Raw genomic sequence first — 17,578 nt, forward strand, 5'->3', positions numbered from 1 at the left:
ACGATCATCTGCTGGGCGGCGAAATATGTCTTAGGGTTCTATGCCCAATTCGTGTTTCACCAACTCAAGCAGCTTCCCCGTATCAATCGGCTTGAGCAGAAAATCCACCACGCTCAAATGCATCGCTTCGATCGCGTCTTTCACGTCGGCATCGCCGGAGACGATGATGATCGGCATCGCTGCCCGTACCGATTCACGCACCTGGCGAATCAGCTCCAGGCCGTCGACATTGCCCATGCGCAGGTCGGTAATCACCAGACCGATCGAACGCTTTTCATCGAGCATTTTCAGCGCGGTTTCACCGCTGGCTGCGGTCATGCAGCGAATGCCGTCCAGCGCGAGAATCTCCGACAACAGCTCGCGGGCGTCCTTGTCGTCGTCGACGATCAGGACACGCTGCGGCGGCAGATCAGGTTCGAGCATAACTGCGCTGAGCGCTTCCCGCTCGGCGTCGCTCAAAATATCGTGGTCGGACATGGCGCTCTCTAAATGTTCAAACAATCCCTGGCAAGTCGTCAGACATCACCGGACAGCGCTTCAATGTGCACTTCGTCGGAATTTTTTCCAAGTGGCTAGCGCAAGCTTTTCCGAGCTTTTGCGTAGGTTATTTCCGAAAATCGGCCAATGGTGGCAAAACCTAGACTTACGTCCAATGGGCACCCTGCCCGCCGGGGCCGACCATGGTCGCAACGATCCGACAACAACAATTCGAAAAAGACTGCGGTAATGGTTATGAGCAAAGCGGACGCCTTCACCCAGGCAGGGAAAACCGCGGTGTTGCAGAACATTCAGGGCACCCTGCAATTCCTCCAGCGCTTCCCGCCCTTCAATCAGATGGAACACGCCCACCTCGCCTATCTGGTGGAGCAATGTCAGCTGCGTTTTTTCGCCCAGGGCGAGAGCATCATCAAACCGGCCGACGGCCCGGTGGAACACTTTCATATCGTCAAACAGGGTCGGGTGGTCGGCGAACGCCAGCACATCACCAAACCCGGCACCGAGACCACCTTCGAAATCACCACCGGCGAATGCTTTCCGCTGGCGGCTCTGCTCGGTGAACGCGCCACGCGCACCGAACATCTGGCGGGCGAAGACACCTTCTGCCTGCAACTGAACAAACTGGCGTTCATCAAACTGTTCGCCCTCTCCAGCGCCTTCCGCGACTTCGCCCTGCGCGGAGTGAGCAGCCTGCTCGATCAGGTCAACCAGCAAGTCCAGCAAAAAGCCGTGGAGACCCTCGGCACTCAATACTCGCTGAACACCCGTCTCGGTGAACTTGCGATGCGCCATCCGGTGACTTGCAGCGCCGAGACGCCGCTGCGTGAAGCGGTGAAGCTGATGCACGAGCAACAGGTCGGCAGCATCGTCGCGGTGGATGAGCACAAGGCGCCGCTGGGGATTTTCACCCTGCGCGATTTGCGCCATGTGGTCGCCGAAGGTGTCGGTGATTTCAGCGACGCCATCGAACAGCACATGACTCGATCACCGTTTTATCTGTCGCCGGATCACAGTGCCTTCGATGCGGCGATCGCCATGACCGAGCGGCACATTGCTCACGTCTGCCTGGTCAAGGATCAGCGCTTGTGCGGCGTGGTGTCCGAGCGTGACCTGTTCTCCCTGCAACGGGTCGATCTGGTGCACCTGGCCCGGACCATCCGCAGCGCGCAACGGGTCGAACAACTGGTGACCTTGCGCGGCGAGATCGGCCAACTGGTCGAGCGCATGCTCGCCCACGGCGCGTCGTCGACGCAGATCACTCACATCATCACCCTGCTCAACGATCACACTGTGTGTCGGGTGATCGAACTGACCCTCGCCGAAAAGGGCGACCCGGGCGTGCCGTTCAGCTGGCTGTGTTTCGGCAGCGAGGGTCGGCGCGAGCAGACGCTGCACACCGACCAGGACAACGGCATCCTGTTCGATGCCCGCGATGCCGCGCACGCAGCAGAGATTCGCGGCAAGCTGCTGCCGATTGCCCAGCAGATCAACCAGAGCCTGGCGCAGTGCGGTTTCACTCTGTGCAAGGGCAACATCATGGCCGGCAATCCCGAGCTGTGTCTGTCGCGGGCCGAATGGGCGCGGCGCTTCGCGGCGTTCATCCGCGAAGCCACGCCGGAGAACCTGCTGGGCTCGAGCATTTATTTCGACCTGCGCGTGGTCTGGGGCGATGAGCAAGGCTGCGAGCAATTGCGCCGGGGCATCCTCGATCAGGTCGCTGACAACCGTCTGTTCCAGCGCATGCTGGCCGAGAACGCGCAGCGCAATCGCCCTCCCGTTGGGCGCTTCCGTGAATTCGTGCTGGCCCGCAAGAACGGTGAGAAGGCCACGCTGGATCTGAAAATCCAGGGCCTGACGCCGTTCGTCGACGGTGCCCGCTTGCTGGCGCTGGCCAACGGCATCGACGCCAACAACACCCTCGAACGCTTTCGCCAACTGGTCGATAAAGAGGTCATCGAGCCGCTCGACGGCGCGGCGTATGAAGAGGCGTATCACTTCATTCAACAAACGCGGATGCAGCAGCATCAGTTGCAGACCCGGGAGAACCAGCCGTACTCCAACCGCGTCGATCCCGACAGCCTCAATCATCTCGACCGGCGCATCCTGCGCGAATCCCTGCGCCAGGCGCAGCGCCTGCAAAGCAGCCTGACCTTGCGGTATCAGCTATGAGCCTGTTCTCCTGGCTACGCCCGGCCAGCCCCGTGGTGTCGGCGGACTTGCAGCAGCGGCTGGCGAAGCTGCCGGCGCTTGCCGAGCTGAGCGAATGCAGCCTGCGCGAGCAGCGCTGGGTGGTGCTGGACCTGGAGACCACCGGCCTGAATATGAGCAAGGATCGGGTTCTGTCGATCGGCGCGGTGGTGATCGAGGACGGCGCGATCGATTTCCGTCAGCAGTTCGAACGCACCTTGCAATGCCGCGAATTGAAGCTCAGCCCCAGCGTGCTGATTCATGGCCTCGGCCCTAGTGCAATTGCCGCAGGCAGCGACCCAGCGGAAGCGTTGCTGGAGTTGCTGGAGTTCATCGGCGACAGCCCGGTGCTGGCGTTTCATGCGCCGTTCGATCAGCACATGCTCGGGCGTGCAGTTAAGGAACACTTGGGGCATAAGCTGCAGCATGTGTTTCTGGATGTGGCGGACATTGCGCCGCTGTTATGTCCGCAGGCGCAGATTCGCGAGGCCGGTCTGGATGAGTGGATCGAATGGTTCCGGCTTGAAGTGTTCGAGCGGCATAACGCGAGTGCCGATGCGCTGGCCACGGCGGAGTTGGCATTGATTCTGTTCAGCCGCGCGCGGGCGCAGCAGATTTACAGTCCGTTGCAGTTGCAGCAGCGGTTGAGCCAGTGGAAGCGGCGGCAGCAGGCGCCGTCCTTTTAGAATCATTCAAATCAAAAACCCCTCACCCCAGCCCTCTCCCAGAGGGAGAGGGAGCCGATCGAGGTGTCTTGCGTCATACATCGACCTGAAACAATGGGTCGATTATGGATTCACAGCGATTTATTCAGGTCGATGTATTTCTGCAGCATCCCCCATTCGGTCCCCTCTCCCTCCGGGAGAGGGCTAGGGTGAGGGGCTGCCCTTGATTCATCACCTGACCAGTGGCCAATTGCTAACCATTCCCACCTCTGCCAGAATCGCGAACTATTCTCGTTAGTTAACACTTCCCAATCGGTGATGTCCGGTGTCGTCAGTGCGCAACCCCCACAGTGAGCTCGTCGGTGCGATGTATCGCGACCATCGCGGTTGGCTGCTGGCGTGGTTGCGGCGCAATGTGGCGTGTCCGCAGCGTGCCGAAGACCTGAGCCAGGACACGTTCGTGCGCCTGCTCAACCGCGACGAACTGCTGACGCCGCGCGAACCTCGGGCGTTTCTGGTGGCGATCGCCAAAGGCCTGTTGTTCGACTACTTCCGCCGCGCCGCGCTGGAACAGGCCTACCTCACCGAACTGATGCTGATCCCCGAAGACGAGCAGCCTTCGGTGGAAGAACAGCAAATGATCCTCGACGACCTCAAAGCCATTGATCGCCTGCTCGGCAAGTTGTCGACCAAGGCCCGCGCGGCCTTCCTGTACAACCGCCTCGACGGCCTCAGCCACGCCGAGATCGCCGGCAAACTCGGCGTATCGGTGCCACGCGTGCGGCAGTACCTGGCCCAAGGCCTGCGCCAGTGCTACATCGCCCTATACGGTGAACCGACATGACCGCGGCCAGTTCGCGGCCGGTGCCGGCGCATGTGCTGGACGCGGCGATCGCCTGGCAATTGACCCTCGACTCGAGCACCGCGCTGGAGCGTGAAGAATTCGCTAAATGGCATGCCGCCCATGAAGAACACGCCCGCGCGTGGCGTCAGTTGGGCATGCTCGATCAGCGTTTCAGCGTCGCCAAAGGCCCGGCCCGAAGCGCGTTGCTGCAATCGCGCGAAGGCATTCGCCGGCGCGTGCGCAAACTCGGCAGCGGGCTGGCCAGTGTCGTGGTGATCATCGGTCTGGGGCTGTTTGTCAGTGAACGTTATCTGCCGCTGGATTACTGGCTCGCCGATCAGCGCACCGCCACCGGTGAACAGCGTACCGTGCGCCTGTCCGACGGCACCCTGCTCAATCTAAATACCCACAGCGCGGTCGACGTGCGCTTCGATGACAAGCGCCGCTTGATCGTGTTGCAGGAAGGCGAAATTCTCGTCGAGACCGGGCATGGCGACGCGCGGCCGTTTATCGTCGAAACCCGCGAAGGCAGCATGCGCGCGCTGGGCACGCGGTTTCTGGTCAAGCGCGAGGACGATGGCACACGCCTGAGCGTGTTGCAGTCGGCGGTCGCGGCCCATGTCCAGGCCAACCCGCAAGAACTGGTTCTGCGCGAAGGCCAGCAGGTGCTGTTGCGCAGTGACGGGCTGGGCTCGATTGCCGCCCTCGCCCCCGGCGCCGATGCCTGGACGCGCGGCATGCTGGTGGTGGACAACGCCCGGCTGGGCGATCTGGTGCACGAGTTGGGGCGCTATCGTCGCGGGCATCTGGGCGTGGCGCCGGAAGTGGCCGATCTGCGCATTACCGGCAGTTTTCCGTTGCATGACACCGACAAGGCACTGAGTGCATTGCTGCCGACTCTGCCAGTGCAGATCGAGCGGCATACGCCGTATTGGGTCACCGTGGCGAAGGCGGAGCCCTCCGCCCCTTGACATGATCGTTCCCACGCTCTGCGTGGGAATGCAGCCCGGGACGCTCTGCGTCCCTGCCGAAGCGGACGCAGAGCGTCCATTGAGGCATTCCCACGCGGAGCGTGGGAACGATCAATGTGGGAGCGAGCCTGCTCGCGAAGGCGCCATCAGCCGCACAACCATTTCCAACAAAAAAAGAATTTCCACCCAGCCCTATCACTTTTCCAATCTCGTCCGGCACACAGGCAATTGAGAAATATTTCCATTCAGGAGCCGCCGTATGTCCCGTTCGCCAGACACCTTGTTGCGCCCCAGTCTGCTGGCTTTTGCCATCGCTTTCGGCACGCCGCTGATCAGCAGTCCGTTGCTCGCCGCTGAGCAAGCGTCCAGCGTGCGCGCCTACAACCTGCCGGCGGCGCCGCTGTCGACCACCCTGAACCAGATCGCCAGCCAGGGCGGCCTCGCCCTGTCGCTCAATCCTGCGCTGGCCGCCGGCAAAACCTCGGCGCCGGTCAACGGCCAGTACGACGCCGCCGGTGCCCTGCGCGGGGCTTTGCGCGGCACCGGTCTGCAGCTGGAACAGAGCACCGCCGGCACTTACACCTTGGTGGCCGTGCCGGAAGGCACGCTGGCCCTGCCGGAAACTTCGGTCATCGGCGTGGAAAACTTCGAAAGCGCCTGGGGCCCGGTCGAAGGCTACACCGCGACCCGCACCGCCGCCGGCACCAAGACCGATACCGCCCTGGTCGAAGCACCGCGTTCGATTTCGGTGGCAACCCGCCAGCAAATGGACGACCGCAGCGTGCACAGCCTCGACGACGCGGTGCGCTACATGCCGGGCATCACCGCCAGCAGCTACGGCAGCGACACCCGCGCCGACTGGCTGCGCGTGCGCGGTTTCGAACCGACCCAGTTCCTCGATGGCCTGCCGCTGCCCAAAGGCGTGTACGCCAACCCGAAACAGGAAACCTGGAACCTCGACCGCCTCGCCCTGCTCCGCGGTCCGGCCTCGTCGGTGTACGGCCAGACCCCGCCGGGCGGTTTGCTCGACATGGTCAGCCGCCGCCCGAGCGCGGAGGCCAGCAGCGAAATCCAGCTGCAATACGGCAGCGACAACCACCGACAGATCAACTTCGCCAGCACCGGCAAGATCGATGAGGCCGGGCAGTTTCTCTATGGCCTCAGCGGCGTGGTGCGCGACAGCGGCACCCAGGTCGACCACGTCGACAACAAGCGCTACAACATCGCGCCGAGCCTGACCTGGAACATCGATGACGACACCAAACTCACTCTGCTGAGCCAGTTCACCCGCGATGACACCGGCATCACCAGCCAGTTTCTGCCGATCCAGGGCACGAAGATCAAATCGCCGCTCGGTGATATTTCCCATCACAAGAATCTCGGCGATCCGGATTGGGAATACTACGACCGCACCTACTACGCGCTGGGTTATGCCTTCGAACATCGATTGAACGATGTCTGGCAGTTCAAACAGAACCTGCGCTACACCAAGTCGGACCTGTCGTTCCAGTCGCTGACCCCTGGTTCCTATCCGTTCACCACCGTGGATGCAGAAGGCAACGTCGGCCGCACCAGCACCAGCGTCGACGAAGACATCAGCCAGTTTGCCGTGGACAACAACTTCCAGGCCGACTTCGCCACGGGTGAGATTCGCCACACCTTGCTGCTGGGTCTGGATCACCAGCGCAGCAACACCAACTACACCTCGATCTTTGGCGATGGTCTGCAAACCAACGTCATCAACCCGATCTACGGCCAGCCGATCATACGTCCAGCACGCTCCACCGCGTTTTACGACTACAACCAGAAGACCTACCAGACCGGTCTCTACGTGCAGGACCAAATGGCTCTCGACCAGTGGCGCCTGACCCTCGGCGGCCGTGAAGACTGGGTCCACACCAGCACCCAATTCATCAACCAGAGCGACGCCACCAACACCCAGCGCGACAAGAAATTCAGCGGCAACGCGGCGCTCAGTTACGTCTTCGACAACGGCTTCGTGCCGTACCTGTCCTACGCCGAATCGTTCCAGCCGACCACGGGCGCCGATGCCACCTCGACCGGCTCGCTCAAGCCGACCGAAGGCAAGCAGTGGGAACTGGGCATCAAATACCAGCCTCCGGGCAGCAAGACCCTGCTGACCGCCGCCGTGTATGACCTGACCCAGAAGAACGTCGCGGTGAACACCTTCGTCAATAACGTTTCAGTGACCAGCCAGACCGGCGAAGTGAAGGTCAAAGGCCTTGAGCTCGAAGCGGTGTCGGATGTGACCGACAACCTCAAAGTCATCGCCGCCTACACCCTGGCCAAGTCCGAAGTGCAGAAAGGCGTCGACAAGGGCAACCGCCTGCAACTGATGCCCAACCAACAAGCCTCGCTGTGGACCGACTACACCTGGCACGCCGGCGTGCTCGACGGTTTCGGTATCGGTGCCGGCGTGCGCTACACCGGCAACACCTACGGCGACAAGGCCAACACCTGGCTGGGCAAGGCCGATGCCTATACCGTGTTCGACGCCAGCGTGCATTATGATCTGGGCCGTCTGGACAACAGTCTCAAAGGTGCATCGCTGGCGGTGAACGCGACCAACCTGTTCGACAAGGACTACATTTCCACCTGCGACAGCTTCTATTGCTACTACGGCGACCAGCGCAGTGTCGTCGCCAGCGCCACTTACAAGTGGTAAGCCAGTGAGCTGAAACAGGCCCTGTTCCCAGGCCGTCCGTACCGGACGGCTTTGGTGTTTTTGAAGGTCATGCAATGAAAAGTAAAACCATCCGCCGCTGGTCGTTCATCCACACCTGGACCAGCCTGATCTGCACCGTGTTCCTGCTGATGCTGGCGCTGACCGGTCTGCCGCTGATTTTCAGCCACGAGATTGATCACGCGCTGGGCAACGCCCCGGAACTGCGCGAGATGCCGGCCGACACGCCGCAACTCGATCTGCAGCAACTGGTCGATGCCGCGCAGAAACATCGCCCGGGCGAAGTCATGCAGTACTTCGGTTATGACGACGAAGAGCCGAACGCGGCGTTCGCGATCATGGCCAGGACGGCCGACACCGAGCCGAACTCTTCGCACACCTTCATGCTCGATGCGCGCACTGGCGAAGCGCTGGAAACCCCTTCGGCCAACGGTGGCTTGATGCTGTTCATCCTGCGCCTGCACGTCGACATGTTCGCCGGGCTGCCGGGCAAGCTGCTGCTGGCGTTCATGGGTCTGTTGTTTGTCGTGGCGATCATCTCCGGCACGGTGCTGTACCTGCCGTTCATGCGCCGCTTGAAATTCGGCACGGTGCGTCAGGACAAATCAACGCGGCTGCGCTGGCTCGATCTGCACAATTTGATTGGCGTCGTGACCCTGACCTGGTGCCTGGTGGTGGGCGTGACCGGGGTGATCAGCGCCTGCGCCGACCTGCTCATCGCCGCCTGGCGCAACGACGCGTTGACCACGCTGATCGCGCCGTATCGCGATGCGCCGCCGCTGACCCAACTGGCGCCGGCTACGCGGCTGCTCGACATCGCCGAGGAAGTCGCACCGGGGATGAAGCCGGATTTCATCGCCTTCCCCGGCACCCGTTTTTCCAGCGAGCACCATTACGCGGTGTTCATGAAGGGCGGCACGCACCTGACCTCGCATCTGCTGACGCCGGTGCTGATCGATGCCACGACGCTGCAAGTCACCGCCGTGGCCGAACGGCCGTGGTACATGGACGCCATGGGCATGTCGCAGCCGCTGCACTTTGGTGACTACGGCGGCATGCCGATGAAGATTCTCTGGGCAACCCTGGATGTGCTGACAATCATTGTGTTGGCCAGTGGCGTTTACCTTTGGGTAGTGCGGCGCAAGGCGGCCAAGCCTGTTCTGGAAACGGCGGAGGCCTCGGCATGAAGCCGCGTCAGTCGAGTTTCTGGAAGGTTTTCAGTACACCGATCGTGATCGCCCTGCTCAGTGCGGCGGGGCTGTTTGCGGCGTTGCTGGGGGATGGAATCTGGGATGCCTTGAGCTGGGTCGGGCTTGGTGTGCCGGCATTTCTGGCGATAAGAGGTTTTCTGCCGCGAAGCTGAGAATCCCTTGTGGGAGCGAGCCTGCTCGCGAAAGCGCCCTCACATTCAACATCACAGTCGACTGTCACGACGCCTTCGCGAGCAGGCTCGCTCCCACATGGGTTCTGCGCCGGACTCGAGCAGGCTATGCTGCCCGATCATTGTCCTGATCGAGACCTTGCCCATGTCCGCCCCCAGCATGACCCTGTACCACAACACCCTGTCGCCCTTTGTCCGCAAGGTCATGGTGCTGCTGCACGAAACCGGTCAGCAGGATCGTGTCGCGCTGCAGGACTGTGTGCTCAGCCCGGTCAGCCCGAACCCGGCGCTGATCGCCGACAACCCGTTGAGCAAGATCCCCGCCCTGCGCCTGGCCGATGGCAATGTCATCCATGACAGCCGCGTCATCCTCGAGTACCTCGACCAGCAGCACGTCGGCAATCCGCTGATCCCCCGTGAAGGTGCGGCGCGCTGGCGGCGCCTGACCCTGGCGTCGATGGCCGACGGGATCATGGATGCCTCGGTGATGGTGCGTTATGAAACCGTGCTGCGCCCGGTGGAAAAACACTGGGACGAATGGCTCGACGCCCAGCGCGACAAGATCCGCCGCGCCCTCGCCGTGCTGGAGAGCGAAGCGATTGCCGAGCTGACCAGCCACTTCGATGTCGCGGCGATCAGCGTGGCCTGCGCGCTGGGCTATCTGGATCTGCGCTTCCCGGACATGGACTGGCGTGCAGCCAATCCGCAACTGGCCAACTGGTATTTCGAGGTGAGTCAGCGACCGTCCATGGTGGCGACGATGCCCAAGCCCTAGATCTGGGCTGCCTGTTCCGGCCTCTTCGCGAGCAGGCTCGCTCCCACAGTTGACCACATTCCAATGTGGGAGCGAGCTTGCTCGCGAATGCACCAACTCGGTTTCGGAGGTAGTGACGCAATAAGCAGCGTCACCAAAACCTCCGCTTCCCGCTGTTCCTCGCGTAACCCAAGCCACCCGCTCATTGCATCGCCTCCACGTCAAACTCCAGCGGCCTGGCCGGCTTCAAACCAATCCCGTACCAGTCCAGTTTGCGCGTGAGCACCATGAACACCCCGAGCAGACCGAACAGCATCAGCGAGCCCATCAACAGCGCGTAATCCTCGGCGCTGAGCAAGCCGTACAGCAGGCCATACAGCGCCGCCAGCCCGGCCGAGAAACTCAAGCCATGCCGCGCGCTGCGCAGGACGTGGCTGACATAGAAGCCGATCAACAACATGCAGCCACTCGCCGACAACAGATACGCCAGCGCAAAACCGATGTGTTCCGACAGCGACAACAGCAGCAGGTAGAAGAATGCCAGCGCGACACCGACCAAGGCATATTGCACCGGGTGCACCGCCAGGCTCTTGAGCACTTCGAAGAGGAAGAAACCGGCGAAGGTGAGGACGATGAACAGCAGCGCATATTTGATCGCCCGATCGCTCTTCAGGTACTGATCCACCGGATCGATGAAGCTGACGCCGAAGCTGCGCCCGTTGAGTGCATCACAGTCGCCAGCGACGCAGCGCTCCATCGCCTCTTGCAGGTTGGTGGAGAAAAACGAGGTCTGCCAGTCGGCGCTGAAACCCTGATCGTTGATCTCGCGCTTGGCCGGCAGGAAGTTGCCGACGAAGCTGGGGTGCGGCCAATTGGCGGCGAGGCTGACGCTGCTGGTCTTGCCCACCGGCACCACACGCAGCGAGCCGGTGCCTTGCAGGCGCAGGTCGAAACCGAAGGTCAGTTGCGTGGCTTTGCTGGCGTCGAGCGCCGGCAGGGTGACGTGTACGCCCTCGCCGATCCAGGCCACTTCGCTGCCGGGCACGAAGTCCAGTTGCTGGCCGCCGAGCTCGAGTTTCAGCGCGTTTTCGATGCCACGAATATCGCTGATACCCACGGCGAGGAACGGCGCGTCGAATTGGTAATCGGCAAAATTCTCCTTGATACCCAGTTGCGCCGGCAGGGAAAAATGCCCGTCGATACGGTTATCGGCGTGAAACAGCCGTGCCTCGTAAATACCGCGTTTGCGCAGCTCGGTCTGCACTTGGCCGTCGAGTTCAAAACGCTCCGGCAGAAAGTACAAACGCCCGCGCGCTTCGCTGACTTCTTCGTAGCGCTTGTTGGTTTTCTCGTTGGTCTTCCAGCTGCGCACCACCTTGCGATACGGCACTACCATGACCGGTCCGGTCAGCTGCTGGCTGTAACTGGAACTGCGCGCGATGTCTTCGAGCACACCGTCGCGCAGTTGCTGACGCTCATCGATGATGCCGTCGATCATCAGCAACGGGATCAGCAACAGCAGGATCAGCAAGGCGATCGCGCCGAGTTTGATGGTCAGATTCTTGTTCATGGGACTCTCCCTGTTTGGATGGGAGGAGTCTGCTGATACGGTGTGGTGGCAGTGTGGGGGGAATATGGAGATTGTGTGGAGAATGCATTCCCCTGCGGGAGCGAGCCTGCTCGCGAAGGCCGCGACTGGGTTTCAAGGCAAGCGCAATACCACCTCAACCCCGCCCTCGACATTGCCAATGCGCATCACCCCGCCATGCAGCTTGACCACTTCCTCAACGAAGTTCAGCCCCAGCCCGGTGCTCTTGCGTCCGCTGTCCGGGCGCGGCAACGAGTAGAAGCGTTCGGTCAGGCGTGGCAAGGCGTAATCGGGAATCGGCATGGTCTGGTTGAACAGGCGGAACTCGACCTGCTCGCCAACACGCTCGGCACGCAAGCGCAACAAGCCCTGCGCCGGAGTGAAATCAAGCGCGTTTTCCAGCAGATTGCCCAACGCCTGGCGCAGCAGAAACGGCTCGCCAACCAGCAGCAGATCCTCGCCGATCGCTTGCTCGACGCGCAGTTGCTTGCCCTCGATCCGCGCGGCCTGCGCCTTGAGCAGTTCTGCGACCAACGCCGCCAGCGGCACTGCCACCCGTTCTTCCAGCCCTTGGCGTTGTTCGACTTGCGCCAGGTTGAGCAGGCGCTCGATCAACTGCTGCATCCGCGCGCTTTCGCTGTCGATGTTGCTGACAAAGCGCAAACGCTGGACGGCCGGCATCTCGCTTTGCAGCAGCTCCGCTGCGCCCCGGATCGCCGCCAGCGGACTTTTCAATTCATGGGTCAGGGTGTGCACGTAGCGCTCGACGTAGGCCTTGCCTTCGAGCTGCGTGCGCATCTGCTCGACCGCCGTCGCCAGTTGCTCCAGTTCGCCGCCGCGATAATGCGGCACTTCCACGCGCCGGCCTTCGCTCACCGCTTGGGCATAACCGGTCAAACGGTGCAGCGCGCGGCTCAGCCACCATGAGAGCAAAGCACCGAACAGCAGGCCGAGGCCGATCAGTCCGGCGCCGTAAAACAGCAAGCGCCGCTCGGTGCGATCGACGTAGGGTTGCAGCGAACTGTTGGGCTTGGCCACGGTGACCACGCCGATGATCTTGCCGTTGTCGCGGATCGGCGCACCGACGTGCATCACTGAAGAGCTCGGATCGTCAGGATCGCTACGGCTGGAGCGCGCGCCGTACTCGCCGCGCAGGGTCAGGTAAACATCGTTCCAGCGTGAATAATCCTGGCCGACTGCGACGCCGCTGGAGTCGAGCACGACGATGCCCTTGGCGTCGGTGACGTAGATGCGGTGGTTGACCTGGTTCTTCGGCAAGCCCCAGATGGTCGCTTGCGGCTGGCGCTCGCCATAGGCGCGGAGCAATTGCGGCCAGCGGTTCTCGCTGAGGGTGCCGGCCTTGAAATCGTCGCGCAGGATTTCAGCCATCAGGTTGGCGGTGTCGACCAGCGTCTCTTCGGTGGACTGGCGCACGCCGGGGCGAATTTCTTCCATCACGGTGTTGAGGACGAAATAGCCGGTCAGGCCGACAAACAGCACGTACACCAGAAAGATCCGCAGCCCCAACGACATCAGCTGTGCCCCGGGCTGTAACTGTAACCGAGGCCGCGATGGGTCTGGATCGGCTCGGCCTCGGCACGCACCAGGCGCAACTTGGCGCGCAGGCTTTTGATGTGGCTGTCGATGCTGCGTTCGTAACCGGCGTCTGCCGCTACGCCCAGCGCATCGAGCAATTGCTCGCGGCTGAACACCCGCTCAGGTTGTTCGAGCAGGCATTGCAACAAGCGGAATTCATGGCGGGTCAGGCTCAGCGGCTGGCCGCGATAGCTGATCTGCACGCGTTCGGCATCGATGCGAAACAGCGTTGAGCCTGCTTCCAGGGTTGGGCGCGGCGCCATGCGCTTGAGGATGGCTTTGACCCGCGCCGCCACTTCACGCGGGCTGAACGGCTTGACCACGTAATCGTCGGCACCGATCTCCAGACCCACCACGCGGTCGATCTCGGCGTCGCGGGCACTGAGAAACAGCACCGGCACTTCCGTGAAACGCCGCAACTGCTTGCAGGTTTCGAAGCCACTGATGTCCGGCAGACCGATATCGAGAATGATCAGGTCGGCCGGGGTTTGCCGCTGATGCTCCAGCGCCGCCGCGCCGAGGTTCAGCCACGTGGTGCTGAACCCCTCGCCCTGCAAGGCAAAAATCAATGTGTCGGCAATCGCCGCTTCGTCTTCGACAATCAGGATGTGCGGCATGGCGTCCGAGCCCGTGGCAGTTAGTGCGCGAACGGTGCCCCAAGCCCGGGGTTACGTCAATCAGACCACTTAGCAGTCAGGCTTGTCGGCGGTGTAACGCCGCGCCGGGTTGACCGCCGCGCCGAACTCGCGCAAGGCCTTGGCGCCGATCAGCAGCGGATAGTTGAAGTGGCTGCGGTCGGTCAGGTTGACCTCGACGGTGCGCTTGACGTTGCCCAGGCACAGTTCCAGATCGACCACCGGGCGCTTGGCGACATCGCTGCTGTCGCGCTCTTCATCGTCCTCGTCGGAACGGCTTTTGATCTTGCTGATGCGCGCGACCTTGTGCTCGAAAACCTTGTTGCTGGCGTCCTTGGTGGCGAGGCGGAAACGCACCCAGTCTTCGCCATCGCGGGTGAAGGTCTCGATGTCCTTGGCCGACAGCGAGGCGGTCAGCGCGCCAGTGTCCATCTTGGCCTTGAGCACTTCGCCACCGATTTCCGGCAGCGCGATGTATTCGTAGCGACCGTACAGCGTCGGCTCGGCGGCCATGACCGGCAGCGCAACGAGGGCAAACAGAGCAAGGAGGGATTTCACGTAAGGGGCTTCCTTGGGAGGTTGGGCAACGGCATTTTAGACCGTCGCGCGGTTGATCGTTCCCACGCTCTGCGTGGGAATGCATCCAGTGACGCTCTGCGTCACAGGGGACGCGGAGCGTCCCGGGCGGCGTTACCACGCAGAGCGTGGGAACGATCAGGTTAACGGGACTGAAGTGAAACATTCGTCAGCGCCGATTTGGCCTGCTGCGCGAAGCTGCTTATCATGGCTCGCCCCTGCCACTTCATAGAGTTGCTTATGCGCCGCCTGCTCACCGGCTGTTTCGTCACCCTGCTGCTGTTGCTCAACACCCTGATCCTGATCGGGCCGTTGATGGTGTTCGCCCTGCTCAAGCTGGTTGCACCTGGGCGCTGGCGGGATTACGCATCGGGGGCGGTGATGTGGATCGCCGAGACCTGGGCCGAGATCGACAAGCTGATCTTCCGGCTGTGCATCCCGACGCAGTGGGACATTCGCGGCGGCGACGATCTGCGCCGCGACACGTCCTATCTGGTGGTCAGCAACCATCAATCGTGGGTCGACATTCCGGCACTGATCCAGACCCTCAACCGGCGCACGCCGTTCTTCAAGTTCTTTCTGAAGAAAGAGCTGATCTGGGTGCCGTTCCTCGGCTTGGCGTGGTGGGCGCTGGATTACCCGTTCATGAAGCGCTACACCAAAGCCTTTCTGGCAAAGAACCCCGAGCTGGCGGGCAAGGATCTGGAAATCACCAAAGCGGCGTGCGAGCTGTTCAAGCGCCAGCCGGTGACGGTGGTGAATTATCTGGAAGGCACGCGCTACACCCTGGCGAAAAGCACCCAGCAGGAATCACCGTTCAACCACTTGCTCAAACCCAAGGCCGGCGGCGTGGCGTTCGTGCTGGCGGCGATGGGTGAACAACTCGACGCGATGCTCGATGTGACGGTGGTGTATCCGCAGGAAAAAATCCCGGGGTTCTGGGACCTGATCAGCGGCAACGTGCCGCGGGTGATCATCGACATCAGGACCCGCGAACTCGACCCGGCGCTGTGGCAAGGCGATTACGAGAAAGATCCGGCCTTTCGCCAACACGTCCAGAACTGGGTCAACCAGCTCTGGACCGAGAAGGATCAGCGCATCGTCGAGCTGCGCAACGAGCGCCGCTGACTCAAGTGCCGGTGCCGGTGCCGACACCCCAGATGCTGCCCAGGCTGCTCAACAGCGAACCGCCGACGCCCTGCTGACCGAGGTATTGCAGCAACACCGGGGCAAACTGGCCGATCATGCCGCTGTCCATGCCCAGCGCGCTGAACGCGTTGTTGAGGTCGTTGCTGTCTTTGACATTGCCCAGCGCATTTTCAAGCCCGGCGGACTTGCCGGACGAACCGAGCAAAGCCCCGAGCGCCGCCAGATTGCCGCTGCCACCGGACAACTTGTCGATGCCCGGCACTTCCTTGGCCAATTGCGAGTAGTCGGTGCTGCTCAACTGATTCTTTGCCAGCCCAAGCATCGCACTGGTACCGCCAACAGCCTGCTCCGGCGTGACGTCCAGCGCACTCAGGGCACTCAACAAACCAGCGGTCTCCGAGGTCGGCGCCGCAGCGGCCGCCTTGTCACCACCCTGCATCCCCGCTACCGCACCGGCCACGTCGTTCAAACTGAACCCGGCAAACACCGGCCCGGCGGCCAGGGTCAGGAGCGATGCCAGGGCAAAACCGCGTGAAATCTTCATTCAGACATCCTCTTGGGAAAAAGCTGCCACCGGACAACGGCGACGAAACTGCCGGTTTGACCGGGGATCCGGTGGCATGTTCCGGGTTGCAGAACCATTCTCAGCCACGATCCGTCGAGAAAATGTGAAAATGCGGCAATAAAAACGGCGACCCTGAGGTCGCCGTTTTGCGTTGCGCTAAAACCTTACGCCGCACTGAACAACTTATGCGGATCAATCACAAACTTCTTCGGCACGCCGGCATCGAACTCGCCGTAACCTTCCGGCGCCTGATCGAGGCTGATCACTTGCACGCCGACCACTTCGGCAATGTTGATGCGGTCCCACATGATCGCCTGCATCAACTGGCGGTTGTACTTCATCACTGGAGTCTGGCCGGTGTGGAAGCTGTGGGATTTGGCCCAGCCCAGGCCGAAGCGGATGCTCAGGCTGCCCATTTTCGCGGCAGCGTCGACGGCGCCCGGATCTTCGGTGACGTAAAGGCCCGGGATACCGATCTTGCCGGCAACGCGCACCACGCCCATCAGTGAGTTGAGCACCGTGGCCGGGGCTTCGGCCTTGACGCCGTCGTGGCCGTGGCCGCGGGCTTCGAAACCGACGCAGTCCACCGCACAGTCGACTTCCGGCTCGCCCAGCAGCGCGGCGATCTGTTCGTGCAGCGGGGTGTCCTTGGACAGGTCGACGACCTCAAAACCCTGGGCCTTGGCGTGGGCCAGGCGGATGGTGTTGACGTCGCCGACAATCACCACCGCCGCACCGAGCAAACGTGCGGAAGCGGCAGCGGCCAGACCGACCGGGCCGGCGCCGGCAATGTACACGGAGCTGCCCGGGCCAACGCCGGCAGTAACCGCGCCGTGGTAACCGGTCGGGAGGATGTCGGAGAGGCAGGTCAGGTCGCGGATTTTCTCCATGGCCTTGTCGCGATCCGGCAGTTTCAGCAGGTTGAAGTCGGCGTACGGCACCAGCACGTATTCGGCCTGGCCACCGGTCCAGTCACCCATGTCGACGTAACCGTATGCGCCGCCGGCACGGGCCGGGTTGACGGTCAGGCAGACGCCGGTGTGTTGCTCCTTGCAGGAACGGCAGCGCCCGCAAGCTACGTTGAACGGTACGGAGACCAGATCGCCGATCTTCAGGTTTTCGACGTCAGAGCCCTTTTCGATCACCTCGCCGGTGATTTCGTGACCCAGCACCAGACCGGTCTGCGCCGTGGTTCGGCCGCGCACCATGTGCTGGTCGGAGCCGCAGATGTTGGTGGAAACCACTTTGAGAATGACCCCGTGCTCGATCTTGCGACCACGCGGGTCCTGCATTTTCGGATAGTCGATTTTCTGTACTTCGACCTTGCCAGCGCCGAGATACACCACACCACGATTGCCAGACATGCTTTCACCTCGCTGTTGTTTTTATGGAACTGCGTTGCCCCGGTTGGGCAGCGCGTTGAGTGCTCGGGTATTGCTTGTTGGTCTTGCGTTGTTTGTTATGG

16 protein-coding genes are annotated in these 17,578 nt (G+C 62.0%); 9 read left to right on the forward strand and 7 right to left on the reverse strand.

Annotation, left to right across the window (positions count from 1 at the left end):
* Positions 1-30 precede the first annotated feature (30 nt).
* Positions 31-477, reverse strand: coding sequence for a response regulator (locus OK411_RS25715; protein ID WP_264365866.1), 447 nt, complete (start codon positions 475-477; stop codon positions 31-33).
* 255 nt (positions 478-732) lie between these two features.
* Here OK411_RS25715 and OK411_RS25720 point away from each other — a divergent pair, with 255 nt between their 5' ends.
* The 8 genes from OK411_RS25720 to OK411_RS25755 all read left to right on the forward strand — a co-directional run bounded on the left by OK411_RS25720 (position 733) and on the right by OK411_RS25755 (position 10,025).
* A complete protein-coding gene (locus OK411_RS25720) occupies positions 733-2,667 on the forward strand; it encodes a DUF294 nucleotidyltransferase-like domain-containing protein (RefSeq protein WP_319636920.1) in 1,935 nt (644 codons plus the stop codon).
* Entirely contained in the window at positions 2,664-3,371 is a 708-nt protein-coding gene (locus tag OK411_RS25725; protein WP_252877015.1) for a PolC-type DNA polymerase III, read from the forward strand. Before OK411_RS25720 ends, OK411_RS25725 begins: the two co-directional genes overlap by 4 nt.
* 346 nt (positions 3,372-3,717) lie before the next feature.
* Positions 3,718-4,194, forward strand: a complete 477-nt coding sequence (locus OK411_RS25730; RefSeq protein ID WP_166554767.1) for an RNA polymerase sigma factor — start codon at positions 3,718-3,720, stop codon at positions 4,192-4,194.
* A complete protein-coding gene (locus OK411_RS25735) occupies positions 4,191-5,165 on the forward strand; it encodes a FecR domain-containing protein (RefSeq protein WP_264365868.1) in 975 nt (324 codons plus the stop codon). Before OK411_RS25730 ends, OK411_RS25735 begins: the two co-directional genes overlap by 4 nt.
* Before the next feature lie 259 nt (positions 5,166-5,424).
* Complete coding sequence (locus OK411_RS25740; protein WP_264365869.1) at positions 5,425-7,851, forward strand: TonB-dependent siderophore receptor; 2,427 nt, start codon at positions 5,425-5,427, stop codon at positions 7,849-7,851.
* 74 nt (positions 7,852-7,925) lie between these two features.
* Positions 7,926-9,056: a PepSY-associated TM helix domain-containing protein gene (locus tag OK411_RS25745; protein ID WP_243242377.1), complete on the forward strand. Its 1,131-nt coding sequence runs from the start codon at positions 7,926-7,928 to the stop codon at positions 9,054-9,056.
* On the forward strand, positions 9,053-9,232 hold the full coding sequence (locus OK411_RS25750; RefSeq protein ID WP_016772844.1) for a hypothetical protein: 180 nt from the start codon (positions 9,053-9,055) through the stop codon (positions 9,230-9,232). Before OK411_RS25745 ends, OK411_RS25750 begins: the two co-directional genes overlap by 4 nt.
* Positions 9,233-9,395: 163 nt before the next feature.
* Positions 9,396-10,025 (forward strand): glutathione S-transferase, encoded by a 630-nt coding sequence (locus tag OK411_RS25755; protein ID WP_071173844.1) that lies wholly within the window; start codon positions 9,396-9,398, stop codon positions 10,023-10,025.
* A 181-nt stretch (positions 10,026-10,206) separates the two neighbouring features.
* Here the strand turns inward: OK411_RS25755 and creD are convergent, their stop codons facing one another.
* From creD to OK411_RS25775, 4 genes are all read right to left on the reverse strand, one after another.
* Positions 10,207-11,574, reverse strand: a complete 1,368-nt coding sequence (creD, locus tag OK411_RS25760) for a cell envelope integrity protein CreD (RefSeq protein WP_264365870.1) — start codon at positions 11,572-11,574, stop codon at positions 10,207-10,209.
* A 132-nt stretch (positions 11,575-11,706) separates the two neighbouring features.
* Positions 11,707-13,125, reverse strand: a complete 1,419-nt coding sequence (gene creC / locus OK411_RS25765) for a two-component system sensor histidine kinase CreC (protein WP_136493079.1) — start codon at positions 13,123-13,125, stop codon at positions 11,707-11,709.
* Positions 13,125-13,805: a two-component system response regulator CreB gene (creB, locus tag OK411_RS25770; protein ID WP_016772840.1), complete on the reverse strand. Its 681-nt coding sequence runs from the start codon at positions 13,803-13,805 to the stop codon at positions 13,125-13,127. The genes creC and creB overlap by 1 nt, the downstream gene beginning before the upstream one ends.
* Before the next feature lie 69 nt (positions 13,806-13,874).
* Entirely contained in the window at positions 13,875-14,381 is a 507-nt protein-coding gene (locus tag OK411_RS25775; RefSeq protein WP_016772839.1) for an ATP-dependent zinc protease, read from the reverse strand.
* A gap of 258 nt (positions 14,382-14,639) precedes the next feature.
* Between OK411_RS25775 and OK411_RS25780 the strand changes: the two genes are divergently transcribed.
* Complete coding sequence (locus OK411_RS25780; RefSeq protein WP_130927171.1) at positions 14,640-15,527, forward strand: acyltransferase; 888 nt, start codon at positions 14,640-14,642, stop codon at positions 15,525-15,527.
* A 1-nt stretch (position 15,528) separates the two neighbouring features.
* On the opposite strand, the gene OK411_RS25785 is transcribed toward OK411_RS25780, so the two are convergent.
* Together OK411_RS25785 and fdhA are read right to left on the reverse strand one after the other, a co-directional pair.
* Positions 15,529-16,092, reverse strand: a complete 564-nt coding sequence (locus OK411_RS25785) for a DUF2780 domain-containing protein (protein WP_264365871.1) — start codon at positions 16,090-16,092, stop codon at positions 15,529-15,531.
* A gap of 185 nt (positions 16,093-16,277) precedes the next feature.
* Positions 16,278-17,477, reverse strand: a complete 1,200-nt coding sequence (gene fdhA / locus OK411_RS25790; protein WP_016772834.1) for a formaldehyde dehydrogenase, glutathione-independent — start codon at positions 17,475-17,477, stop codon at positions 16,278-16,280.
* Between the last annotated feature and the right edge of the window lie 101 nt (positions 17,478-17,578).

It is taken from the genome of Pseudomonas sp. RG1 (assembly GCF_025910115.1).
In the GTDB taxonomy this organism is placed as follows: Bacteria; Pseudomonadota; Gammaproteobacteria; order Pseudomonadales; family Pseudomonadaceae; genus Aquipseudomonas; species Aquipseudomonas atacamensis.